A 24,033-nucleotide genomic window follows, 5' to 3' on the forward strand; every position below is an offset into this window, starting at 1 on the left:
GTCAGCCGAAGACCTTGTCCCGCAGCACCGCGGGCAGCTCCAGCTCCTGGGCGCAGCCGCGCACCGAGAGCTGGTAGGAATCGACCACCTCGGGGCTGTCCGCCACGGCCAGCTCCGCCTCGGTGAGGGCCGTGACCTGACGCTCCCGGAAGCGGTACTCGTCGGCGTTGCCGTGCAGGCCGGGCACGACGTACGGCTCCGGCTCGACCGGATTGTGGATTTTGGACTGGTCGGAGTTGAGGTCACCGGCGGCACCCCAACCGGTGAGCATCTCCGGCCGGTACAGGTGACCGATGTCGAGGCGGGTGAACAACCGCGACACCGTCTCCTGCGGGAACCGGCTGCACTCGTACGGGAAGTGCGTCACCGCCAACCCCTCCGCCGCCGCGTACCGGCGCATCCGCGCGTAGTTGAGGGTGCTCAGCACGAAGTTCTGCACCACCCGCTCCCGGCCGATCTTGCCGACCCACTTGGCCATCCACGAGTCGAGCGACGCCCGGGGCTGACGGTCCAGCACCAGCAGGCGCAGCCGGTCGACCGGCCACCCCGCCTCGATCAGGCAACGCGCCGGGTTGAACAACGCCTCGAACGGCACGTACGGCCCGGCCATCTCCTTGGCGAACAGCACCGGCTCACCGTCGGGCAGCTTCCACGGCGAACCCTCACCACCGGTGAGCGCGAACCGGCCGATGGTCTTGACCGGCTGGTAGTAGGCCGCCGCCTGGGCCATGCCGAACAGGTTCGTCACCGCCGTCGAACCCACCCGGCAGCGCCCCCAGCCGAGCACCAGCAGCGGGAAGTCGGCCGGGCTGCGGCCGGCGAACCCGTCCCGGAGGGTACGCACGATCTGGGCGGTGACCTCGTCGATGGTGGTGGTGACGACCTGGTAGCGACCGTCGGGCGGCAGCGGGGTGCCGGTGAGCGCGTCGTCGTCGGCGGCGGCCAACCGGTGCAGCAGCGGGTACGGGTCGGTCATCGAGGCTCCTTGCGGTGGGGTGGGGCGGTTCAACCGAGGTCCAGCAGCGCGGCGACGTCCCGGACCGGCACCGGTCGCAGCACCGCCTCGCACAGCAACGTCTCGATGCCCCGCAGCGCCCGCAGGCAGGTGGCTGCGGGCACGCGCCGGGTGTCGGCGAGCAGGTGCAGCGCGCAGCCCCCGGCGAGGTGGGGCATGGCGAGGAAGAAGGTCATGTCGTGCCGGGCGACGGCGGTGAGCTGCCGCACCGTGGTGTGCGCGGCCAGTTCCTCAAGCGCCGCACGGTCGGGCGTACCCGTCGGCGGGTCGAAGTCCCGGCCCATCCGGGAGTCGTTGAAGTACACCGACAGGTCGGCCTGGGCGCACTCGGCCGCGATCAGGTCGTCCAACGCCTCCGGCGGGTAGGTGGCGTGGAAGTAGGACTCGGTCGAGTCGCGGTAGCAGCGCCGTACCGCGTCCTCGACGTCGCCGTCGCCGACGTCGAAGACCAGCAACGCGTTCTGGGCGATGCCGGTGGCGAGCTGCCGCTGACGGGGGGTGTTCCGGTTGCCCGCGATGAGCTTCACCACGGCCCGGTCCCGGCCGGTCAGCGCCGCCTGGACCAGCAGCGCGGCGGTCAGCACCACCGTGGACGACGACGCGCCGGTCCGCTCGGCCAGGGTGGCGGCGGCAGCGGCCACGGCGGTCGACTCCATCCGCCAGGTGACGACCGGCAGCGCACCCCCGTCGTGTTCCGGCCCGTCGAAGATCCGGTGCGGCACCGCAGGCAACCGGGCCCGCCAGTACGCCAGTGACTGGCGGGCCCGGCGCTGCCCGGCGGGCGAAGCCTCGTAGCCGGCCTGGTCCAACGGCTGCCAGCCCGGTGCGGGCAGGGCACGTTCCCCGTCGACCAGGGTGCGCAGCTCGGCCAGCAGCAACTCCAGCGACCAGCCGTCCAGCGACACGTGCGACGCGGCCACGGCGACGGCCTCGACCAGCCCGTCGACCCGCAGCAGCGCCCACCGCACCGGCCACTCCCGGTCCAGTTGGAACGCGGTGCCGGCCAGCTCGGCGGCGGCGTCGTCGGCGGCCTGCGGCAGCGCGTCGGCGGTGGTGTCCCGCACCAGGGGCGGGTACGTCCCGTCGGCGCGCAGGTGCTGGCGGGGGCCGTCACCGTCGTCGGTCATCAGGGTCCGCAGCACCTGGTGCCGCAGCACCAGCTCCGACCAGGCCGCGGTCACCCGCTCGGCCGGGGCCGGGGCGGTAAACCGCAGCACCCGCCTGATGTTGAAGTCCTTGCTGGCCTCCCCGAACCACTGCATGGGCCGGTACATCGCCACCTGACCCCAGGTCAGCGGTGCGGAGGCGGTGGGCGCTCCGGCGAACCGCGCCTGGATCGCCGCGTCCGGGGCGACCGGCTGCCCGACCCCGGTCGGGGCCGCCTGATCCGCCGGCTCCACGGCCACGACCGTCGGGGTCGTCCCGACCGTCGGGGTGCCGGGGCCGTCCAACGCGGCGGCCAGGGCGCGCACCGTACGGCGGTCGAACAGGTCGGCGATACCCACCGGCAGGCCCAGCTCCTCGTCGAGCCGGGTGACCACCTCGACGACCTGCATGGAGTCGCCGCCCAGCTCGAAGAAGTCGTCGTCGACCCCCAGCCGGTCCACCCGCAGCACCCCGGCGATCACCGCCGCCACCGCCGTCTGCAACTTTCCGGACGGCGCGACGTACGTGGTGCTCAGTGCGGGTCGTACCGTCGCGGTGGTGGGCAGCAGACGGGTGTCGACCTTGCCGTTCGGGGTGAGCGGGTACTGCGTGACGTAGCGGAACCGGCTCGGGACGGACGCCTCCGGCAGCAACCCGGCGGCGTGGGCGCGCAACTGCGCCTCGGTGGGTCGTGGCTCCGCCTCGGACCGCAGGTAGGCGACCAGGTGCAGGTCGTGGCCGTCGGGTTCGGCGATCACCACCGCCTCGGCGACACCGGGGCACCGGCGCAGCGCGTCCTCGACCGCCGGCGGCTCGACCCGCTGGCCACGGATCTTCACCTGCCGGTCGGCGCGGCCGAGCACGTCCAACACCCCGTCGGGACCCAACCGGCCGAGGTCACCGGTGCGCAGCAGCCGGGCACCGCCGCCCGCCGGGTGGGGGATCCACCGTTGGGCGGTCAGCACCGGCTGACCGTGGTAGCCACGGCCGATGACGGCCCCGCCGAGGCAGATCTCGCCGGTCCCGCCGGGTGGCACGGGCCGACCCTGTTCGTCGAGGATGTGCACCTCGGCGTTGGGGATGGGCGCACCGACCGGCAGTCGTCGGCCGACCGTACGGTCCGTGCCGATCCAGTACCAGGTGGCGCCGACGGTCTCGCTCATGCCGTAGTGGTTGCCGAAGCCCGACTTCGGGCTGTTGCTGATCCACCTGTCGAACTCGGGGGTCAGGTACAGCGGCTCACTGCCGATCATGACCTGACGGGCGACGTCGTCGACGCCACCGAGGGCGGTCATCGCCCGTACGTGCGACGGGGTGAGTTTCAGGAACCCGCACGGTGCGACACCGGTCAACGCGATCAGGTCGTCGAAGGCGACCGGCTCCGGGGCGACCTCCAGCTCCCAGCCCGCGACGAGGGCGGTGAACAGGGTCATCACCGACCCGACGAAGTACAGCGGGGCGTGCAGCACCGCCCGCTCCTGCGGCTGGAACGCGAACTCCTCGGCGCACCAGCGCACATAGTTGACCAGCTGGCGGTGGGTGCCGAGGACACCCTTGGGGGCGCCGCTGGTGCCGGAGGTGTACATGATGAACGCCAGGTTCTCCACCCGGCAGCCACCGTCACCGTCGTCGCCGCCGGGCGCGTCGGGCAACGCCGACACGTCGAGCACGGCCGCCGGGTAGCCGGCGGGCACCAGGCCCCGGTGCCCCGGCCCGGTCAGCAGCACCGGGTCACCCGCGTCCGCCAGGATCCGGGTCCGCCGGTCCGCCGGGTCGTGAACGGACAGCGGCAGGTACGCCGACCCGGCGGCCAGCACCCCGAGGATCGCCACCACCGCGTCCACCGAGCGGGGCAGCAGCACCGCGACCGGCGTCTCCGGACCCGCACCGTGGGCCCGCAGCACCCGGGCGGTGTGCCGGACCCGGGCCAGCAGGTCACCCGCGGTGACCTCGACCCCCGCGAAGCGCACCGCGACCCGCCCCGGGTCGGCCGCGAGCGCCTCGTCGACGAGCACGTGCAACGGGACCTGGTCGATCGGACGGCGCGGCCCGGTGGCGACCGACCGCGCGGTGTCCACCGTGGCCGGACCCCGCCGCCCGTCGGGGGAGGAGAACCCATCGGCGGTACGCAGCGACGCGGGCCGCAGGTCGGTCCAGTGCTCGGCGACGTACGCCAGGCACGCCTCGGTCGACGCGGTGAAGACCGTCGTCCAACCGTCGGGCACGGGCCGGTCCGTCGGCCACAGGGAATGCTGGTCCTCGTCGTTGACGACGACGTGGTGCGGGTGGACGCTCACGCGCGCCCGCCGACCGTCTGGGTGCTCGCGACCAGCCGCTCCACCGGCTCATGCCAGGTGTGCTTCGCGTACCAGTCGGCGTCGAACGAGGCGATCGTCGGGGTCCAACCGCCGTGGGCCTCGGCGTCGCCGGCGATCTCCCGCCAGAACACGTCGACCAGGGCGGAGTACCGGGAGGCGGTCCGCAGTTCGTCCAGGGTGAACGGTGGCCCGTCCATGCGTACCAGCCGGATGTCGAACGCGCCCCGGTACTGTCGACCGGCGACGGTGAGCGGCTGCTTCCACATCGCCGCGCCGGGGGCGCGCAGGGTGTAGCGGACGCGGGCGGTGCTGTGACCACCGTGGCGCAGGTCGCCCCACTCACCGATGTCGGGCACCAGCGGCGGGAAGAAGTAGTGCCGTTGCCGGGGCACCTCGACCCGGTCGAAGTTGCCGGGCACGAAGTGCCAACGGTTGTACATCATCCGCTGGGCGACCTGCCACAGGATGTCGGTGACGGCGTCGCCGGGCAGGTCGGCGGCCATCTGCGGGCTGGGCAGCACGCAGCAGAAGAAGTCCGGCTTCTTCAGGCCGGCCACCTCCTCGCCGTACTGCCCGGCCGGCCCGCTCAGCCGGGACAGGTCCCGGATGCCGCTGGACATGCCGTAGTCGGCGTGGGCGTCGACGACCGCGCCCAGCACGATGCCCTCCAGGATCCGGGTCAGCTCGTGCCGGTCACCACCGCGGTGGGCGGTACGCAGCGCGGCGGCGGTGGCGTCCCGTACCCAGGTGGGGGCGTCCCCGTCGTCGACCTGCTCGGTCAGGAGGCCGCTGAGGGTACGAAGCGTCTGCGGCAGCTCGTCCTGACGGCGCTGGTCCTGCGCCCACGGCAGCAGGTACTCGTCCTTGGCGTAGGTCAGCCCGTTGACCCGCCGGTAGCGCATGTGGTCGCCGCCGTCGACGAGTTCCACCAGGTCACCGGCGAGGACGGCCAGCTCGGTCAGGGTCGCCGTGCTCACCTGCCCGGTGACCGGCTCGCCGAGCGCCCGCAGGTACGTCGCACAGCGGGTGGTGAGCACCCGCCGCAGGCTGACCGCGCTGAGCTGGCGGCCGTTGAACTCCTCGAACCGCACCGCCCGGCCGGTACGGAACAGCAACTGGATCGCCGACACGAACAGCCGCTCCTCCGGGCTCCAGTCGGCCGGGGCGCGGTCCCGCAGCGCGGGCAGGACGCCGTCGCGGATCAGGGTGCTGGAACCGGAGTCGGAGCGGGAGAACACCCGACGCTGCACGTAGATCAGCACCGTCTCGACGCGTTCGACCCAGTCGATGACCTCTTCGAGCCGTTGCGGCAGGCTGCCGTCGGCGTGCCAGGTGTGCAGCAGCTGGTCCAGCTCGTGGCGCTGGTGCTCCTCCTCGGCCTCGGCCGCCAGGCACTCCTCGTCGAGCATCTCGGTCATCCAGTCGGGCAGCGCGATCTCGGCCACGACCTCCTCGGTCGGCAGGTCACCCCGGGCCGGTTCGTGCACGGTCAGCTTGCCGAGCGTCGAGTGGGACAGCACGAACCGGGCGGGCGACACGTCGTCGCCGGGTGGGGTCAGGCGCAGCTGCTGCCGGCCGAGCAGGTGCCGGACGAATGCCTGCTCACGCAGGGTCAGCCCGTCGAAGGCGGACCGGAAGGGAACCTTGCCCGCCATGGTGAGCAGGCGGAGAACCGCCGTCTGGGCGCTTCCACCGAACAGTTCGGCGGGGTCTCGCACGTCGCGCAGTTCCTGGGTCCACTGGTCGGTCTTCGTACGTCGCACGTTCCTACCTTTCGCGACCGGGCAGGCTGCGGCGCACAGGGGCCGGCCCGCACGACGGTCGTCGTTGCGGTGGTCGATGGGGCTGGCGGCGACCGGCAGCCGACCTGGAGAGTGGGGGCCCGTGGCGGTGCCACGGGGACTAGGGGACGGCTCTCCACCTCGACGTGGGAGCGCTCCCGACGTCGCGGTCATCCTGAGGTTAATAGGTGTGTCAATATCGTGCCGGGCGGAGCGGGAGGGGTCGCGACCAGCCCGGACCGGCGTGGTCGACCGCGACCGCCCGGGCAGCCGGGCCGGCGCGGTCAGGGGTGCAGAGCGGGGCGCGGTCAGGGGTGCCGGGCCGGCGCGGTCAGGGGTGCAGAGCGGGCAGCCCGATGGGGCTGTCCGTCGGGATGACCGTGTGACAGGCGCGGGCGACGGGGACGAGCAACTCCCGCAGCCGCCCGGTGCCGTCCGGCCCGAGGGCCTGCCAGGGTCGGGCGGCGGCGACGTCCGTGGCGTCCTCCACGGCCTGGAAGCCGGCCCGCCCCTCCTCGGTGGTCTCGCCGTCGCCGGTCAGCCAACCCCGGTCGACCAGCCGGCCCCGGGCCTGCACCCACTGCTGCGGCGTCCAACCCCGGCCGAGCAGGTGCTCCGCCGGCATGCCCCCGGCCACCCGGAAGGCCAACGTCTCGACCGGGTCGAGACCGGCGGCGACCAGGGCGGCCACGTGCCCGTCGCCCCGGTGCTCCCGCAGCGTGGTGGCGGCCTGCCAGAGCCGGGCCAGCGGATAGTCGCCCCGGGGCAGGGCGGCGTTGGCCGCACCGAGCACCCGGCCGGCGGTGTCCGCCCCGACGGCCGCCGCCTCCAGCAGCTCCGCCGCCTCGGCCAGGTGCGCCTCGGGCAGCTCGTAGGTGAGTTCGGCCAGCGCCTGCACGGCACCGGTGAGCCGGGCGCGCAACGCCTCCTCGGGGGAGGCCAGCTGCCACACCGCCGGCAGCGCACGGCTCACCATGGGCGGGGCGAAGGTGAAGAAAGCGGCGATGACCGGGGCGGCGTCGACCGGGCCCAGCGGGGCGGCCCGGCCGGCGAAGTAGCCCCGCCAGTAACCGCGCAGCCCGATCGCCTCGTGGGCGGCGCGGGCCCGGGGATGGAAGTAGGTGATCGCGTGCAGGGGTTCGACGTGCGTCCACATCACCCGGGCGGTCCGCCCGGGAACGTCCAGCGCCGGCACGCGCACCTCCGGGTCGGTGGGGGTCACCGTGGCGCGGGCCGGCCGCCCACGGTGACCCCGAACCTACTGCCGGTAGGTGTCGGGCCGGAAGACCCCTGTGGTCTACTGCACCGCCAGCACGTCGACGATGAACCGCAGCGGGCCGGAGGGCGCACCCGGGCGCTGCGGCTTGTCGCCGTACGCCAGGTCGGCGGGAATGTCGAGCTGCACCCGGCTGCCCACGGTCTGGCCCTGCATGCCCTGGTCCCAGCCCGGGATGACGTTGCCCTGGCCGAGGCCGAAGGTGAACGGCTCGGACCGCTTCCAGGAGGCGTCGAACTCCTCACCGGTCTTGTACGACACACCCACGTAGTTCACGGTGATCTGCTGGCCGGCCTGCGCGGCCGGGCCGGTGCCCCGGATCAACGGGGTCGCCTTCAGCCCGGTCAGCTCACCCTCGCCCTTGGTGGCCTGCGGCTTAGTGCAGAGCGCCTGGTCGGCACCCTCGGGCAGCTTGGGGAAGTCACCCGCGCAGCCGACGGGAGCGGCAGCCGGCTTCGGGTCCTCCTTCTCGCCGTTGCGCACCACCACGAACACCCCGACGATCACCGCGATGACGGCGACGCCGGCCACGGCACCCAACCACGCCTGCCGGCGCTTGCGCGCCTCGGCGGCCTTCTGCGCCGCCAACTGGGCGGCGAGCCGCCGCTGTGCCTTCGTCTCCGAGCCCTGGCCCTGGCCCGCCGAACGGTTCTCCGTACGCTCGCTCACGTCCTCGACTCCCTGCTGATGTGGGTGGCCGGCCCGGCGACCCGGTGCCGTGGCCAGCGCACACGGTACCCGGGTCGATGCCGTGGGTGGGCCGTCGCCTGCCCGCCGTGTCCCCGAACGGGCCAGGGCCTCCGGTTTCCTCCCTCTCTTCGCGGGTGCCGGACGCCGGGCGGCGGTAGGTTCTCGACCATGGCGATCCTCACCGACGACGACCGGGCTCTGCTCTCCGAGCCGCAACTCGCCCACGTGGCGACCATCGAGGCGGACGGCACGCCGCACGTCACCCCGGTCTGGGTGGACGTCGACGGCGAGCACATCCTGTTCAACACCGCCCTGGGGCGGCAGAAATACCACAACATCGCCCGGAACCCCGTGGTCGCGATCTCGGTGGTCGACCGGGCCGACGACTTCCGCACCCTCTGGGTGAGGGGCACCGCCGAGTTCGTCACCGAGGGCGCCGACGCGCACATCGACCGGCTGGCCAAGAAGTACCTCGGGCAGGACACCTACCCGTTCCGGCGGCCGGGCGAGGAGCGGGTGATCGTCCGGATCACCCCCACCCAGAAGCTCGGCATGGGCTGACCGCCGGGGGTGGACCCCGGCGGACGGTCCGCCGTCGCGCCGGGGCAACGCCGGACCTGCCCCGACGGCGTCGGAACCCGCCCGGTCAGGCGCTCCTGCGCGGGGCGGCCTTCTTCTCGGCGGCCTGCTTCGCGGGGGCCCTGGTGGTCTTCTTCTCGGCGGTCTTCTTCGCGGCGGCCTTGGTGGTCTTCTTCTCGGCGGTTCTCTTCGCCGGTTCCGCTTTCTGCGCCGGGGCCTTCCGGGCCGGGGTCTTCTTCGCCGGTTCCGCCTTCGCCCCCTGGGTCTTCGCCGCCTTCGCCGTCGGGGTCTTCGCCGGCTGGGCCTTCGACGCCCGCTTGGCCGACCGGGCCGACGAGATCGGCGTCGGCTCGCCCGCCCCGCCGGACGGCGTCTCGCCCCGGGCGACCCGGGCCCGCTCGACGGACGCCTTCAACGCCGCCATCAGGTCCACCGCGGCGGCCGGCGCGGCCTCCTCCTCCGCCGGCTGGACCACCTCACGGCCCTCCACCTTGGCGTCGATGACCTCCTGCAACGCCGCCCGGTAGTCGTCGGTGAAGGCGTCCGGCTGGAACTCCCCGGCCATCGAGTCGATCAGCGAGGCGGCCATCGCCAGCTCCGGCGGGCGGACCTTCAGGTCCTCGTCGAGGAAACCGAAGTCGGGGGTACGCACCTCGTCGGGCCAGAGCATCGTGTTGAGCAGCAGCACCCCGTCGCGGACCCGCAGGGTGGCCAACTGTTCCCGCTGGCGCAGCGCCACCTTGACGATCGCCACCCGCTCCGAGTCGGCCAGCGCGTCCCGCAGCAGCACGTACGGCTTGGTGGCGGTCCCCTCGGGCTCCAGGAAGTACGCCTTGTTGTAGAGGATCGGGTCGACCTGCTCGGCGGGGACGAACTCCAGCACGTCGATCGCCCGGGAACTGGTCAACGGCAGGTCGGCGAAGTCGGCGTCGGTCAGGATCACCAGCTCGCCGCCGCCCAGGTCGTACCCCTTGGCGATGTCGTCGTAGCTGACCTCCTCGCCGCAGACCGAGCAGGTGCGCTTGTAGCGGATCCGGCCGCCGTCGTCGCGGTGCACCTGGTGGAACCGGATGTCCTTCTCCTCGGTGGCCGAGTAGAGCTTCACCCCGATCGAGACCAGCCCGAACGACACCGCTCCTTTCCAGATCGCCCGCATCCCCTGCTCCTCTCCCCGATCTGACCAGGATCGCAAACGATCGAAGCCGCCGCACGCGCTTCCGTGCGCAACTACAGTCGGACAGGTGCCCGGCCCGCCGTTGAAGCCGATGCTCGCGACGACCGGGCCGCTCCCGGTGGGTGCCGGCTGGGCGTACGAGTTCAAGTGGGACGGGGTACGCGCGCTCGCCGACCTGGTCGGCGGCCACCCGCACCTGTACGCCCGCTCCGGTGTGGAGATCACCGCCGCGTACCCGGAGCTGGTGACCCTGGCCGAGCAGGTCGACGACGCGCTGCTCGACGGTGAGGTGGTCCTCTTCGACCCGGCCGGGCAGCCCTCGTTCACCGCCCTCGCCGAGCGGATGCACGTGCGGGACCGGGCGAAGGCGGCCCGGCTGGCGGCCACCATCCCGGTCACCTACATGATCTTCGACGTGTTGCGGTTGCGGGGCGAGGACCTCACCGGGTGGCCGTACCACGAACGGCGGGCGGCGCTCGACGGCCTGGGGCTGGGGGCGGCCCGGTGGGCGGTGCCACCCTGCTTCACCGACGGTGCCGCCACCTACCAGGCGGCCGGGGAACACGGCCTGGAGGGGGTGCTGGCCAAGCGGGCCGACTCGGTCTACCGGCCCGGGGTGCGCTCGCCGGACTGGGTCAAGGTCAAACTGGAGGTGACCGGCGACTTCGTGGTCGGCGGCTGGCGGCCCGGCGCGCGGAAGATCGGCGGGCTGCTGGTCGGGGTGCCCGGCCCGGACGGGCGGCTCACCTACCGGGGGCGGGTCGGCGGTGGGATCGGTGCGGCCCTGGAACGGGAACTGCTGCGCGAACTCGAACCGCTGCGCGCCGACGGGTCGCCGTTCGGCGGGGACGTGCCGCGCGAGGATGCCCGGGGGGCGATCTGGGTAACCCCCCTCATCGTGGTGGAGGTCAAGTACGGCCAGCGCACCCCGGACGGGCGGCTGCGGTTCCCCCGGGTGCTGCGGCTGCGCCCCGACAAGCCGCCCGGGGAGGTGGAGGATGCCTGAGCGGGTGAAGGTCGAGGTCGACGGCCGGGCGTTGGACCTGTCCAACCTGGACAAGGTGCTCTTTCCGGAGGCCGGCTTCACCAAGGGCGAGGTGATCGACTACTACACCCGGATCGCCCCGGTGCTGCTGCCGCACCTGGCCGACCGGGCGCTGACCAGGATCCGCTTCCCCAACGGCGTCACCGGTGGCTCGTTCTTCGAGAAGAACGCCCCCGCCGCCACCCCCACCTGGGTACGCACCGAGACGCTGCCCGTGCCCGGGTCGAGCAAAGGCCGGGAGACCATCGACTACGTGGTCGCCGACGACCTGCCCACCCTGGTCTGGCTGGCCAATCTCGCCGCCCTCGAACTGCACACCCCGCAGTGGCGGATCGGCACCCACCCGGACCTGATGGTCGTCGACCTCGACCCCGGCCCACCGGCGGGGCTGTCGCAGTGCTGCCGGGTGGCCGTCCTGCTGCGCGACCGGCTCGCCCTCGACGGGGTGACGGCCTACCCGAAGACCTCCGGCAAGAAGGGCATGCAGCTCTGCTGCCCGATCAGCGCCACCCAGGACGCCGATGTCGTCTCCGACTACGCGAAACGGATCGCCCAGGAGTTGGAGCAGGCACACCCGAAACTGGTCGTGTCGCGGATGGCGAAGAACCTGCGGCCCGGCAAGGTCTTCATCGACTGGAGTCAGAACAACGCGGCGAAGACGACGGTCGCGCCGTACTCGCTGCGGGCGCAGGCGGTGCCGGCGGTGTCCACCCCGCTGACCTGGGACGAGGTCGAGGCGGGGGCGGCGGGGAAGCGGCCTTCGGTGAAGCCGTACACCGCAGGGGAGGTGCTGCGGCGGGTGGAGAAGTCCGGCGACCTGCTCGCGCCCCTGCTGGACGGTGGCCCCGAACTGCCGGCGGTCCGGGCGAGGCGCTGAGCCGTCGCCGGCAGCCCACGGGCCGCCGGGTCGGTCGCGCCACGGCCCGGCAGACCCGGGGGAGCGGGCGGCCGGGCCGTGGCGTCGCTCAGCGGCTGCCGAAGACCTTCCGGTACGTGCCGAGTCGCAGCAGCACGGTCTCCCCGGTGGCGTCGAGCACGCCGTCGTTGTCGGTGATCGCGTAGACCTGGCCGTCGCCGCCGACGGTCAGCCCCTCCAGCTTCTCCTGGGTCCAGCCGTTGGTGGCCCGCAGCGCCGGCAGCACGTCCACGGCGAGGGTCTTGGGCAGCACGGTCAGCGGGCCGGTGGCGGCCGGGCCGGTCGGCAGCGGCACCGTGTAGATCCGCTTGACGGTGGCGGCCGGGCCGTTGAGCTTGTCCCGTTCGATCACGGCGAGCCGGTCGCCGACCACGGTGATCTCGGAGAGCCCGATCCAGTCCCCGGGGACGGTGGTGCTCTCCAGCCGGTAGCCGAACCAGCTCCAACTGTCGGCGGTCACGTCGTACCGGCCGATCCGGACGACGCCGGCCGGGTCGGTGGCGACCTCCCGCTGGAGCACCGCCCAGACGATCTCCCGGCCGTCGCGGCCGGTGCTGGCGGTGACCCCCTCGAAGCCCTGCTTGCCCAGCCCGGCGGCGACCTCCGCCGGCAGCGGCACGGTCTGCTCGGTACGCCCGTCGCCGGTCAACCGGACCAGCCGGTTCTCACTGCCCTTGGCACCCTCGACGGCCAGCCAGAAGCCGCCCTGCGGCCGGGCGAAGATGCCCTCCGCGTCGTACCCGATCGGCTTGCCGGCGGCGTCGGTCACGGTGGTCGCATCGGTGATCACCGCCAGCGAGCGTCGGGTGTCGACGGTCAGGATCCGGGTCGGGGTGTACGCGGCGTCGGTGACGCTGTAGAGCTGCTGCGGCCGGCCCGGTACGGCGGACAGCGCGCCCAGCGCCCCCCAGCCGATCGGCGCACCCGACGCGTCGTCGGCCGAGACGATGCTCGGGAAGCCCGGCCTGTCCGCACCCAACCGGTAGAGCGACACCGAGGCGCGGACACCCACCGAGGCGTCGTCGGTCTCGCTGGACACCGCGAGCAGGTCACGGCCGGGGATGGGGAGCAGCCCCTCCGGGCCGTTGGTGGTGGGCAGCACCTGGCGCAGCACCGGGGCGGTGGGCCGGGTGAGGTCGTAGACGGCGACGAAGTTGCTCCGTTCCGAGCCGACGAACGCGTACCGCACGCCGTGGTACTCGGCGATCGCCACGCCCTCCGGCTCGGTGCCCTTCTTGGCGGCCCGGTCGTTGTTGTGCAACCCGTAGCGGACCGCGAGGCGCTCGAAGGTGTTACCGGCGTCCCAGGCCACCTGACCGGTCCGGCTGTCGAAGATGGACCATCCCCGGGTGCCGCCCCGCCAGTCGCCCTCGTTGGCGGTGGCCAGGTAACGGTCGTTGACCCAGGCCACCGCGTCCGGCTCGCGGGGGACGTCGGTGATCGACCCGGTCAGGTCGACCCCGCCGTCCTTGACCGTGTCGATGCCGCTGACCGAGGCGGTGCCGGCGCTGAACGCCCGGGTGATCCGGCCGGTCGGCACGTCCACCAGCACGACGCCGTTGTTCTCCTGGAGGGTGACCGCGAGCTGGTTACGCCCGTTGATCGAGACGTACTCGGGTTCCGGGTCGGTGGGCTCGGTGATCCCGGCGGCGGCCAGCACCGGCAGCGCCAGGCCGTCCGGGGCGGTCAGTGCGACGGTACGCAGCTTCCACCGCTGCGGCGTCGCCTTCCCGTCCAGGTCGATGAGCTGGACGAAACCGGCGGGCGCCTGCGGCAGGTCACCCTTCCTGCCGCCGGGCGGGGTGGCGTCCTCGTCCCGCTCGTTCTCGATGGCGATCGCCGCGTACCGCTCGTCGTGGCTGATCGCGATGGAATCGGGCTGCCCACCGAGGTCGATGCTGCGTACCCGCTGCCGGGTGGCCAGTTCGATCACGTCGAGGCGGCCGGACGGGGCGGTGTAACCGGTGCTGGTGTTCACCACCACCAGCACCCACCGGCCGACGATCGCCACCGAGGTCGGCTCGTCCTCGACGTCGCCGAGCTGCGCCAGGGAGAGGGTGCCGAGACCGCGCGGCTGATCCGGCCGGCCGATGTCGAGGAAGCCGATCCGCCGGGCCGCCGCGTCGGTGTAGACCAGGGTACGGCCGTTCGGGCTGACCGCGGAGATCTCGGCCACCGTCGCGGTGGCCGGGTCCTCGCCGGCCGGCCGGTTCTGGAACACCGGGTAGGTGGCGGCGCGGTCGAAGTTGAACTTCCGGTCCGGGTAACCCTGGCCGGCCGCCGTACTGCCCGGGGCGGTGTGGTCCGGCGCGGCGACCGCACTGCCCGGGGCGGTCAGGGTGGCCAGTGCCAGGCCGGCCACCACCGTCGAGGCGAACACTCTTGTCGCTGTCACTGCTCCTCCGAACGTTTCGATTCGGACGGAGGCTGGCAGGCGCGACCGAGCGCAGGTCGACCAGCGGGTTAACGGCCGGCGACGGGCCGGCGGTGAGCTGGCTCGCGGGCCTCGTCGTTTCGGCCGGTCTTCCCCGGTCGAAGCGGTGGCCGGGCGGGGGCCGACCCGGCCCCCGATCGATGACGGTCCACCCGGCCACCGCGCGGTAGTGGGCCGACCGGGTCACCGCCCGATGACCGGCTGATCCGGCCACCGCTCGGTGACCGGCCGGCCCGGTCAGCGCTCGATGACCGGCTGATCCGGCCACCGCTCGGTGACCGGCCGGCCCGGTCAGCGCTCGATGATGGTGCCGTTCGCGTCGATGCCGTGGTCCCGCCAGTAGACGTCCCACTCGTCGTCGACGTGCTGCGGGACCTTGCCCTGCGGGTAGCGGACGTATGGTGCGGTCGGCTCCTGGTTGTCGGGGAAGCAGGCGCTGCCGCCCTGCCCGCCCACCGCGATCGCCGGGTACTCGCCACCGCTGCAGATGCTCTCCCGGTAGCCGCAGCCGCTGGTCAACAGCAGGCCGCCCAGGCCCACCCCGGCAAGAACGATCATGATCCGCGTACGCATGGGTCGAGTCTCGTGGCGGCGGGCGGCGCTGTCATGCGCACGCGTACTCAACTCTCCCCGGTGCGGTGCGGTGCGGTGCGGTGGGTGGTGGCCGGGCTGGCGCTCGGTGGCTCGTGGGCTCGGTAGGGTGGGACGTTCCGTCCGGACAGGAGGCCCGATGGTTGCCCACCTCGCCGTCACCACGTCGACCGATGCGCCTGAGCAGGTCGATCTGCCGCTGCTGACCTACTGCGACGACGCGACCGGGGAGCGGACGGAGCTGACCGCGAACCAGCTCGGTGACTGGGCGGCGCGCACCGCCGGACTGCTGCGCGACGGGTGCGGGCTCGGGCCGGGCAGCCGGGTGGCGGTGCTGCTGCCGCCGCACTGGCGTACCGCTGCGGTGTTGCTCGGGGCCTGGTCGGTGGGGATGGCGGTGTCGTTCCGGCCGCGCGCCACCGCCGGGTTGCCGGTCCTCGAACCGGGCGGCGAGCGGCCGTACGACGCGGTGTTCGTCACCCCGGAACGCCTCGATGACTGGCTGGAGGACGTGCCCGACGGGGTGCACCGCTACCTCGTCGGCACCGGCCCCGGATTGTTGGCGGACGTGCCGGTGGGCTGGCTCGACTGGTCCGCCGAGGTGCTCCGGCACCCCGCCGCCCCACCCGACTACGCGGCCGTCCACCCGGCTGCCCCGGCCACCCCCGACGGCACGAGCTACGCCGCCTGGGGACGCCTGGCGAAGGAGGTCGCCGCCCAACTCGACCTGCGCCCCGGCGACCGCCTGCTGGTCGATGCCGCCGAACACGAACAACCGGTGAAATGGCTGCTCGCCCCGCTGGCCGCCGGCGCCTCCGTGGTCATCTGCGCCAACCCCGACCCCACCAGGTCGGCTGCCCGAATCTCCACCGACCACATCACCCGCACCCTCTAACCCCCCCCGCCGCCCGCACCCCGCTGCGCCCCCACGCGCCGCCCTCGCCGCCCTCGCCGCCCCCGTTCTCCCCGGTGATCAAGAGGTTTGCGTCAACTTTGATCTTCAGATTGACGCAAACCTCTTGATCACCGGGGCTGGGTCGGCCGTGTTCGGCGGGTGCAGGGTGTGGTGTGGTCGATGGGGAGGGCGCAGCGGGTGCCGCCGGGTAGGGGGCGGTCGCAGAAGACCCAGTGGTGTACGTCCTGGTGGTCCTCGGCCGACACCGTCACCCCGCCGGGCTCGACGCGGGCGCTGAGCCGGGCCAGTACCCGGGCTGCGGTCCGGGCGAAGATCCGGGCGCGCAGCAGGTCGGGTGCGGTGACCGGCAGGTGGATCACCCAACGCTCGGTCATCGGTATCGATGGTTCGCCGACTGGGCGCTCTGCCATGCGCGCAGTGCCCTTCTGATGCGTACGTTCTCCTCCTGCGCCGCGACCAGGGCTGCCTGCGCGAGGGTGAGTTCGTCGGCGACCCGGTGCAGGAAGGCGCGGATCTCGGCGGGGTCGACGCCACGCCGACGAAGGTTGAAGCAGCGCTCGCGGATCTGCCAGGGGCGCAGCGGGGACGGGCGCACCGACTGCTCAGCGCCCCACCCGCCCGGGGGCGGAACTGTCAGGGGCGTCAAGATCAGATTGCGATAAGAAGCACTCTCCTCGGCGTGTCGTCTCCATTTCGGCAATCTGATCATGTGGTGGGTCGAGTCGGGCGGTGCCGGGGCGCTGGTGACCATGCCGGTCTGTGTGGTGCGGGCCTGGATCGTGCGAGCCTGCACTCCGGCGGCCGTCTTGGCGTCGTTCGGCAGCTGACGGGCCTGTGTTGGGTCGGTCCGGTTCGGGGCGGCCTGCGTCGGGTGGGTTGATGGTCTGTCGATCCGCTGCTGTGGTCGTGGGGCGTGGTGCCGGCGGGTGAGCCGGCGGAGCAGGTGGCGCACGAGATGACCGCCCTTCGGAGAGGCCGCAGGTCGTGGGGAGGGTGGTCCCCGCCGCTTGCATCGGCGGGGACCACCCCTGCTGCCGCCCGCCGGGCAGGCGGCAGTGCCGCGCCGGGGGAGCGCGGAGGGTGGGGTCTCGGTGGCGATGCGAGGCAGGTACGAGAGGTGCCAACCGACCGCAACAGCACCGCATCACCGACAGCGACGCTACGACCACCGAGTCACCTATGTCAAGCATGTCTCTGAGTCAGCTGCCCACCTATGTCACCGCTGCTACATACGTTGCCCCTGCCGCAACTGCTGATCGATACTGAGTGGGCCAACCGACTGCAAGGGGCCCAGCGTGCCTATCCCGCCCACCATGGACGAACTGCTCGACGACTTGCTGAGAAAGATCAAGGACGGGCACTATCCGCCTGGATCTCAGCTTCCCTCGGGGCGGGACCTGGCGGATGTCTACGACGTCTCGCAGTCCACGATCAGTCGTGCGGTGGCGCGGCTGCGGGAGCAGGGCGTGCTGGTGGGGCGGCCGGGGCGTGGCGTGTTCGTGGCGGAGTCCACCCAGCGCTGAACGGCGGCGTGAAGCGCGACGGGGCCGCCGAGGGGCGAGCACGTTCCGGCGACCGGGGAGGGTCGGACGACCTGGGCCGACCTCTGTCCCGGGGTCGGCTCAGTGCTGAACGGCGGCCTGAAGCGCGACGGGGCCGCCGAGGGGCGAGCACGTTCCGGCGACCGGGGAGGGTCGGACGACCTGGGCCGACCTCTGTCCCGGGGTCGACTCAGGGGAGGCGATGTGGCGGCATCGGATTCGCTTCGATACCGGCTACACCGCCTCCCCTGAGACGATCATGGAGGTTGCTCGGCGGTCTGGTCAGCAGGTGGTGTTGCCGGCCGGGACCCAGCCGTCCAGGGACGGGTCCTCGGCGCCGTGGCCGTAGATCCAGGTGTCGTTGTCCTCGGACGAGCCCTGGCCGTGCCAGCGGAAGCCGCGACCGGCGGTCAGGGTGCGCAGCACCTGGCCGTGCGGTGCCGTGCGCAGCCAGGTGTTCTGGGTGAGGTTGCAGAGGAAGCCGGGCGCGTCGCTGGCCGAGGCCGGCGAGGCGGCCACGGCGGTGCCCGGGACGGCGACGACCGCGATCGTCAGGACGTGCAGAATTCGGCGCTTCACTCGGATTCCCTTCGACGTGCCGGTGTCCACTGTCGACTGTGGACACCGTACCCGCCGGGGGAGACGACCGCCTGTCGGGCGGGACGACCCCGGCTGGGCGAGCCGAGGAAATGCCGGGCTGAATCGCTGACGTCATCAGCTCTAAAGGACGCGCGAGGGACAACCCACCCCCCGCCGCACGCAGGGCGAGGGGATCGACGCAACGGGCCAGGGCGCGCGAGGGGACCAGCGCATCCCGGCCCGGCCGCAGCCGCCCTGCGCGTGGGGCACGCCCGGCGCGACCGACCCCACCGCGCAGGTCAGTCGACCGTGGGCAGGGGCGGGCCGAGGACGTCGTCGGCGTCCACGATGGTGTACGCGTACCCCTGCTCGGCGAGGAAGCGCTGCCGGTGGGCGGCGTACTCGGTGTCGATGGTGTCCCGGGAGACCACCGTGTAGAAGTGCGCCTGCCGGCCGTCGGCCTTCGGCCGGAGCACCCGGCCCAACCGCTGCGCCTCCTCCTGCCGGGAGCCGAACGTGCCGGACACCTGGATCGCCACCGCCGCCTCCGGCAGGTCGATGGAGAAGTTGCCCACCTTGGAGATGACGAGCGTGCGCAGCTCACCCGAGCGGAACGCGTCGAACAGCCGTTCCCGCTCCTTGTTGGTGGTGGAACCCTGGATGATCGGTGCGTCCAGGTACTCCCCGAGCTGGTGCAACTGGTCGATGTACGCCCCGATCACCAACACCTGGTCGTCGGGGTGCCGCTGCACGAGGGCGCGGACCACCGGCAGCTTCGTGCGGGCGGTCGCCGCCATCCGGTAACGCTCCTCGGCCTCCGCCGTCGCGTACGACATCCGCTCCGCGTCGGTCAGGGTGACCCGGACCTCGGTGCACTCGGCCGGGGCGATCCAGCCCTGCGACTCGATGTCCTTCCACGGCGCGTCGTACCGCTTGGGGCCGATCAGGCTGAACACGTCACCCTCCCGGCCGTCCTCGCGGACCAGGGTCGCGGTCAGACCCAGCCGGCGGCGGGCCTGCAGGTCCGCGGTGAACCGGAAGATCGGCGCGGGCAGCAGGTGCACCTCGTCATAGACGACCAGACCCCAGTCGCGGGCCCCGAACAGCTCCAGGTGGGTGAACGCGCCGCCGCGCCGCGAGGTGAGCACCTGGTACGTGGCGATGGTGACCGGCCGGATCTCCTTGCGCTCGCCCGAGTACTCCCCGATCTCCTCCTCGGTGAGTGAGGTGCGGGCGATCAGCTCCCGCTTCCACTGCCGGCCCGCGACCGTGTTGGTGACCAGGATCAGCGTGGTCGCCTTCGCCTCGGCCATCGCCGCCGCACCGACCATGGTCTTGCCCGCCCCGCAGGGCAGCACCACCACCCCCGACCCGCCGGCCCAGAACGCCTCCACCGCCTCACGCTGGTACGACCGCAGCGTCCACGGCTTACCGCCGTCCTTGCCGGCCTCGGCCAGCTCGATCGGGTGCGCCTCACCGTCGACGTACCCGGCCAGGTCCTCCGCCGGCCAACCCAGCTTGAGCAGCGCCTGCTTGAGTCGACCCCGCTCGGACGGGTGCACCCGGATCGTGTCGTCGTCGATCTTGTCACCGAGCATCCCGGCGAGCTTCTTGCTCTTGGCGACCTCGATCAGCACCATCCGGTCCAGCCCCCGCAGCACCAGCCCGTACGCCGGGTCGTTGGCGAGCTGGAGCCGGCCGTACCGGTCCATGGTGTCGGCCACGTCCACCAGCAGGGCGTGCGGCACCGGATAGCGGGAGTATTTCAGCAGCGCGTCGACCACCGCCTCGGCGTCGTGGCCGGCGGCGCGGGCGTTCCACAGGCCCAGCGGGGTGAGCCGGTAGGTGTGCACGTGCTCCGGGGAACGCTCCAACTCGGCGAAGGGCGCGATCGCCATCCGGCAGGACTGCGCGTCCGGGTGGTCGATCTCCAGCAGCAGCGTCTTGTCGGACTGCACGATCAGTGGTCCACCGCTCACGCCAGGTCCCCTCCTCGGCCGGATTCCCCCGACCGGCGGCGAATCCCGCCGCAGGTCGACCATCCAGTGTTGCACGGGGGTGGGAGACTGCCAGAAAATCTTCGCAATGGGTGCAACGTTTCCCGGGGGACACACGTCTACCAGTGGGACGACTGAACCGGGGAGGCACACGATGCAGGTCCGCCACAGAGCCCGGGTCGTCGCCCTGGCCACGGTCATGCTGGTCGGCGCCGGTGGGTGTGCGTCCGTGCCGCAGGCCGACCCGGGTGGCACTGGAGGAGGGCTCGCCCCGGTCGGCAGTGCGGAACAGGTAACGGGGGCGGGCGCCGGCTCCCTGCCCGACCAGCTGACCGGGTCCGACACGAAGCCCCGGCACCGGGAGCAGCCGCAGCCGAAGGTCCGCGCCACCAAGACCCCGAAGGCGTCGACCGGGCGTCGCCCGCGTGTCCCGCAGAAGTCCAACCAGACCCGCTGCCAGGTGGGCGAGCACCAGCGTGAGGTGGAGACGTACCTGGCCCGGCTGGGCGGGTTCGGCACGCTCACCGTGGACGGTCGGCAGACCGACGCCGACTGCGCCGCGATCAAGAAGTTCCAGCAGCGGTACGACATCCGCCCCGCCGAGGGTCGCGCCGGCCCGTTGACGCTCGACGTGGCGAAGCGACTCGCCACCACCGACGTCAAGCGTTGCTCCGCCGGCTCCGGCACCACCTTCTGCGTGGACCTGACCCGGCAGACCACCTGGGTGATGCGCGACGGCAAGGTGGTCGCCAAGCCCACCGTCACCCGAACCGGGATGGCCGGGTACGCCACCCCCGCCGGCACCTACAAGGTGAACCTGCGCAACCTCAAGGAGTGGTCCAACCCGTACGAGGTGTGGCTGCCCTACTGGCAGCGCTTCAACGGCGGGATCGGCTTCCACGAGACCACCACCTACCTGCACAACGCGGGCATCGGCTCGCACGGCTGCGTCAACCTGCTGCACACCGACGCGGTGCGCTGGTGGGAGCTGGGCAAGGTGGGCTCCCGGGTGGTCCTGGTCGGCCGCCGCCCCGGCACCTGACCCGCACCGCCTGAGCCCCTGCCCGGTAACGCCGCCGCGCCGGCCCTGACCCGTGCCGCCGCAGCCCGTCTCGCCTCCGGCACCTCGGTAGTTGTCCATAGGGGCCGGATCGGGGGTATTTCCCCCTGTCCGTCCTGGCAACCGGGTGCCACCCTGGAAGTCAGGGGCCGGACGGGGTGGGAGGGCTGGGATGACCGTCGATCACGAGATGATCGCCGAGGACGCGTCGAACGGCGACCGGGTGACACCGACCGACGAGGTCTCCACGGCCACCATGGTCGGGTACGCCGTCGCCGGGATCGCCGTCGTCGGCTGGTTCCTCTTCGGCTGGCTGGTGCAACGGCAGGGCTTCATCGACTCGGTCGGTGAGGCCGCCGGCACCGGCTTCGCCCTGCTGCTCATCGTCTCCGTCGTCGGCACCGTACGCCGCAGCCGCCGCTGAGCGTCGGCAGTGACCGCCACGCCGGTCACGCCGCACCGCCCGCACGCCGCCGTCGACCACGGGTGACGGGGGCGCCGGGGTGCCGGTCAGTCCTCCCGCACCGCCGCGGTGATCCGGTGCAGGGCGAAGGTGTGCAGCATCTCGGTCCGCTCGTCCTCGGCACGCAGGTAACCCGCGCCGATCGACACCGGCCGCAGCAGCCGGGACAGCGTCGCCCCGTGCGCGTCGACGTAACCGACCCAGACCAGCGCCTTGTCCCGGACCGCCTGCTGGAGCACCGCCAGGGCCTCGGCGTGACCGTGCGCGGGTAGCGGACCGGCCGCAGCCCGGGCCGCCCCGCCACGGACCACCGCCGGGGCCCGCCGGGCCGCCCGCGCCGCCGCCTCACCCCGCCGGATCTGCTCCACCACACCGAGCAGCCGGGGCAACGCCAACCGGGGCGTGGCCAGCGGGTCCACCGCCCGGCCGGTCAGCACCCGGGCCGGGGCCCGCCGGACCCGGGGCCGGGCCAGCACCATCATGCCGCTGGCGTCCTCCGGCACCGGGGCGTACCCGGCGTCACGCAGTGCGGTCAGCATCCGCCCCACCTGGTAGGACGTGCACAGCACCGTCGGGGCCAGCCGGCGGAACGCCAACGGCGTCAACCGCCGGTCGGCCAGCACCTCCGCCAGCAGTGCCTCGTCGTCACTGCGCACGTACCCACCGGCGGAGCCGACCCGCAACCCGCCGTGCTGCCGGGCCACGTCGTCCACCAGGTAGGTCAACCCCTGCGGGATCGGGGTACGCGACCGGCGGCGGAACAGTTCGTGCAGGTCGTCGGCGGTGTAACCGGCGTCCAGGGCCCGCCGGACACTGGCCGTGGTGACCCGGTGCACGCTGGCCCCACCCGCCGACTCCGGCTCGGTCACCGCCTCCAGCTCACCGGCCAACGTCGGGTCCGGTGGGCCGGGCACCACCACGCTCAGGTCGGCCTGCACCAGGAAATGGTCGACCGGGGCGGGGAGCAGGGCGTCCAACGCCCGCACCGTGCCCGAGGGGTCACCGCTCTCGGTGTCGGTGCGCAACCCCAGCGGGTCGTCCCCGCCCCGCTCGTCGGGCTCCGTGACGCTCGCGAGCAGCAGCCGCCCGTATGAAGTGAGCGCACCGAGGCCGGTCACCCCGAGCCGCGCCGCCTCGGTCAGCACCTCCCGGTGTGCGGCCTCCCGGCCCCTGCTGCGCCGGGGTGCCCGCCAGTCGAGCAGCGCCAGCACCTCATCGACGGTGGGGGCGGTACCCGGTTCCAGGTCGGCCAGCACCCCGAGCACCGCCCGGCGGGCGGCCGGCGCACCGGCCCGTTCCGCCTCGGCGGAGAGCACACTGATCGGCCGGTCCCGGTCGTCGCGCTGCCCCACCAGGCCGGCCTGCCGGCTCATCGTCAACCAACCCCGGGCCAACTGCTCCCAGCGGTGGGCCAGCGACATCGCCCGCCACACCTCGTACGCCCCGGTGGGCAGCACCTGCTGCTCGCCCCCGTAGCGGCTGGCGGCGGCGGGCAGGTCCAGCTCACCGAGGAGACCGGCCGCGTACGCCACCTCGACCAGGAGCGCGGTCGTCGACTCGTCCAGGGCCACCGCACGGGCCAGCCGGCGCAGGTCGCGGACCCCGACCCCGCCGGAGCGCAGCACCGGGGCCGGCTCGCCGGTCAACTCCTCCAGCAGCGCCTCGGTGTGCCGTACCACCTCCATGGTCTGCCCGACCCCGGCGGAGTCGGCGGCCTTCGGTTCGCGGGGTGGTGCGTCGACCGGGGGCGGGCTGGTCCGCAGCGGCCCGAGCGGGCCGGTGTCGCGGCGCAGCAGCAACCCCACCTCGCGGGGCAGCTCGACCGTCCCGGCGGAGACCGCCACCAGCAGCCGCGCCTCGACCAGCCAACGCACCGGCGACCCGGTCGGGGCACCGCCGTTGGTGGGGTCGGGCGGCAGGTCGCCCTCCGCGCCGAGCGCCGGGGCCTGGAGTGAGCCCGGCGGCACGCTGCCGACGGGCGGGCCGGCGGCGAGCCGGTCCAGGATCGCCCGCGCCGACGGGGGCGCGGCGAGCAGCGTCCGGCGCAGCTTCGCGGCGTCCGCACACAGCGCCGCCGCCCGCGGGTCCAGCTCGTCGGCCGGTCGCCCCAGCCCCGCCGGGTACGGGGCGAGCTCGTCCACGCTGCCGGCGACCCGCAGCGTCTGCTCCGGGCCGTACAGCAGGAACCGGGCGCGGAGCCGGTCGAGCGCACTGCGGACGGTGGTCGGGGCGGGCGGGTGCGGCCCGGCGGTGGCCATGGCGAGCACCGCCTCGGTGGAGCTGGTGCCGTCCGAGGGGTGCCGGGTGAGCCGGGCGGCGTCGAGGATCTGGAGGGTGAACTGGTCCAGCCCGTCGAGCGCGCGGGCGACCGACACCCGCGACTCGGCCCGCAGGGCGAGCGCGGAGACGTCGGCCGGCACCGGTACGACGAGGTCGGGGCGCAGCTGGAGCAGCGCGGCGAGCGCCTCGTCGGGCAGCGCGCGCAACTGGTCGGCGAGTGAGGTGGTCATCG

At 73.1% G+C, this 24,033-nt stretch carries 20 protein-coding genes; 7 read left to right on the forward strand and 13 right to left on the reverse strand.

The genetic code is table 11. From position 1 onward, the window contains the following. Position 1: 1 nt before the first annotated feature. From JQN83_RS03920 to JQN83_RS03940, 5 genes are all read right to left on the reverse strand, one after another. Complete coding sequence (locus tag JQN83_RS03920; protein WP_208565597.1) at positions 2-976, reverse strand: hypothetical protein; 975 nt, start codon at positions 974-976, stop codon at positions 2-4. Between the two features lie 29 nt (positions 977-1,005). After that, a complete protein-coding gene (locus JQN83_RS34040; protein ID WP_208565598.1) occupies positions 1,006-4,458 on the reverse strand; it encodes an AMP-binding protein in 3,453 nt (1,150 codons plus the stop codon). Next, entirely contained in the window at positions 4,455-6,242 is a 1,788-nt protein-coding gene (locus tag JQN83_RS03930; protein WP_208565599.1) for a hypothetical protein, read from the reverse strand. Before JQN83_RS03930 ends, JQN83_RS34040 begins: the two co-directional genes overlap by 4 nt. Positions 6,243-6,591: 349 nt before the next feature. Continuing rightward, on the reverse strand, positions 6,592-7,416 hold the full coding sequence (locus tag JQN83_RS03935; RefSeq protein ID WP_208565843.1) for an SCO6745 family protein: 825 nt from the start codon (positions 7,414-7,416) through the stop codon (positions 6,592-6,594). Between the two features lie 141 nt (positions 7,417-7,557). Further along, a complete protein-coding gene (locus JQN83_RS03940; protein WP_208565600.1) occupies positions 7,558-8,205 on the reverse strand; it encodes an FKBP-type peptidyl-prolyl cis-trans isomerase in 648 nt (215 codons plus the stop codon). Positions 8,206-8,394: 189 nt separating this feature from the next. Here JQN83_RS03940 and JQN83_RS03945 point away from each other — a divergent pair, with 189 nt between their 5' ends. Beyond that, entirely contained in the window at positions 8,395-8,787 is a 393-nt protein-coding gene (locus JQN83_RS03945) for a PPOX class F420-dependent oxidoreductase (protein WP_208565601.1), read from the forward strand. A gap of 85 nt (positions 8,788-8,872) precedes the next feature. Here JQN83_RS03945 and ku read toward each other — a convergent pair whose 3' ends face one another. Next, entirely contained in the window at positions 8,873-9,961 is a 1,089-nt protein-coding gene (gene ku / locus JQN83_RS03950) for a non-homologous end joining protein Ku (protein WP_208565602.1), read from the reverse strand. A gap of 85 nt (positions 9,962-10,046) precedes the next feature. On the opposite strand from ku, the gene ligD (JQN83_RS03955) reads away from it, so the two are divergent. Together ligD (JQN83_RS03955) and ligD (JQN83_RS03960) are read left to right on the forward strand one after the other, a co-directional pair. After that, positions 10,047-10,985, forward strand: a complete 939-nt coding sequence (gene ligD / locus JQN83_RS03955) for a non-homologous end-joining DNA ligase (RefSeq protein ID WP_208565603.1) — start codon at positions 10,047-10,049, stop codon at positions 10,983-10,985. Next, complete coding sequence (gene ligD, locus JQN83_RS03960; RefSeq protein WP_208565604.1) at positions 10,978-11,901, forward strand: non-homologous end-joining DNA ligase; 924 nt, start codon at positions 10,978-10,980, stop codon at positions 11,899-11,901. Before ligD (JQN83_RS03955) ends, ligD (JQN83_RS03960) begins: the two co-directional genes overlap by 8 nt. 88 nt (positions 11,902-11,989) lie before the next feature. Here the strand turns inward: ligD (JQN83_RS03960) and JQN83_RS03965 are convergent, their stop codons facing one another. Beyond that, positions 11,990-14,335 carry an esterase-like activity of phytase family protein gene (locus JQN83_RS03965; RefSeq protein ID WP_307798984.1) on the reverse strand — a complete coding sequence of 782 codons (2,346 nt, stop codon included), beginning with the start codon at positions 14,333-14,335 and terminating at the stop codon, positions 11,990-11,992. Positions 14,336-14,665: 330 nt separating this feature from the next. Further along, positions 14,666-14,947: an SCO0607 family lipoprotein gene (locus JQN83_RS03970; protein WP_208565605.1), complete on the reverse strand. Its 282-nt coding sequence runs from the start codon at positions 14,945-14,947 to the stop codon at positions 14,666-14,668. Between the two features lie 157 nt (positions 14,948-15,104). Here JQN83_RS03970 and JQN83_RS03975 point away from each other — a divergent pair, with 157 nt between their 5' ends. Further along, the gene (locus JQN83_RS03975; protein WP_208565606.1) at positions 15,105-15,860 is read left to right on the forward strand and encodes a TIGR03089 family protein; all 756 of its coding nucleotides are present in this window, start codon (positions 15,105-15,107) and stop codon (positions 15,858-15,860) included. A gap of 128 nt (positions 15,861-15,988) precedes the next feature. On the opposite strand, the gene JQN83_RS03980 is transcribed toward JQN83_RS03975, so the two are convergent. Then, positions 15,989-16,255: a hypothetical protein gene (locus tag JQN83_RS03980; protein WP_208565607.1), complete on the reverse strand. Its 267-nt coding sequence runs from the start codon at positions 16,253-16,255 to the stop codon at positions 15,989-15,991. Continuing rightward, the gene (locus JQN83_RS34300; protein ID WP_372443970.1) at positions 16,252-16,590 is read right to left on the reverse strand and encodes a DivIVA domain-containing protein; all 339 of its coding nucleotides are present in this window, start codon (positions 16,588-16,590) and stop codon (positions 16,252-16,254) included. The genes JQN83_RS03980 and JQN83_RS34300 overlap by 4 nt, the downstream gene beginning before the upstream one ends. A 604-nt stretch (positions 16,591-17,194) precedes the next feature. Here JQN83_RS34300 and JQN83_RS03990 point away from each other — a divergent pair. After that, positions 17,195-17,404 carry a winged helix-turn-helix domain-containing protein gene (locus tag JQN83_RS03990; protein ID WP_208565608.1) on the forward strand — a complete coding sequence of 70 codons (210 nt, stop codon included), beginning with the start codon at positions 17,195-17,197 and terminating at the stop codon, positions 17,402-17,404. A 300-nt stretch (positions 17,405-17,704) separates the two neighbouring features. On the opposite strand, the gene JQN83_RS03995 is transcribed toward JQN83_RS03990, so the two are convergent. Together JQN83_RS03995 and JQN83_RS04000 are read right to left on the reverse strand one after the other, a co-directional pair. Next, on the reverse strand, positions 17,705-18,001 hold the full coding sequence (locus JQN83_RS03995) for a hypothetical protein (RefSeq protein ID WP_208565609.1): 297 nt from the start codon (positions 17,999-18,001) through the stop codon (positions 17,705-17,707). Between the two features lie 299 nt (positions 18,002-18,300). Further along, complete coding sequence (locus JQN83_RS04000; RefSeq protein WP_208565610.1) at positions 18,301-19,980, reverse strand: DNA repair helicase XPB; 1,680 nt, start codon at positions 19,978-19,980, stop codon at positions 18,301-18,303. A gap of 172 nt (positions 19,981-20,152) precedes the next feature. Between JQN83_RS04000 and JQN83_RS04005 the strand changes: the two genes are divergently transcribed. Both JQN83_RS04005 and JQN83_RS04010 read left to right on the forward strand, forming a co-directional pair. Next, positions 20,153-21,040 (forward strand): L,D-transpeptidase family protein, encoded by an 888-nt coding sequence (locus JQN83_RS04005; protein ID WP_208565611.1) that lies wholly within the window; start codon positions 20,153-20,155, stop codon positions 21,038-21,040. Positions 21,041-21,230: 190 nt separating this feature from the next. Beyond that, positions 21,231-21,482: a fatty acid desaturase family protein gene (locus tag JQN83_RS04010; protein ID WP_208565612.1), complete on the forward strand. Its 252-nt coding sequence runs from the start codon at positions 21,231-21,233 to the stop codon at positions 21,480-21,482. Positions 21,483-21,568: 86 nt separating this feature from the next. Here JQN83_RS04010 and JQN83_RS04015 read toward each other — a convergent pair whose 3' ends face one another. After that, positions 21,569-24,031 carry a helicase-associated domain-containing protein gene (locus JQN83_RS04015; protein WP_208565613.1) on the reverse strand — a complete coding sequence of 821 codons (2,463 nt, stop codon included), beginning with the start codon at positions 24,029-24,031 and terminating at the stop codon, positions 21,569-21,571. Positions 24,032-24,033: the final 2 nt, after the last annotated feature.

Origin of the sequence: Micromonospora antibiotica (assembly GCF_017599305.1) — a bacterium.
GTDB classification, from domain to species: Bacteria; Actinomycetota; Actinomycetes; order Mycobacteriales; family Micromonosporaceae; genus Micromonospora; species Micromonospora antibiotica.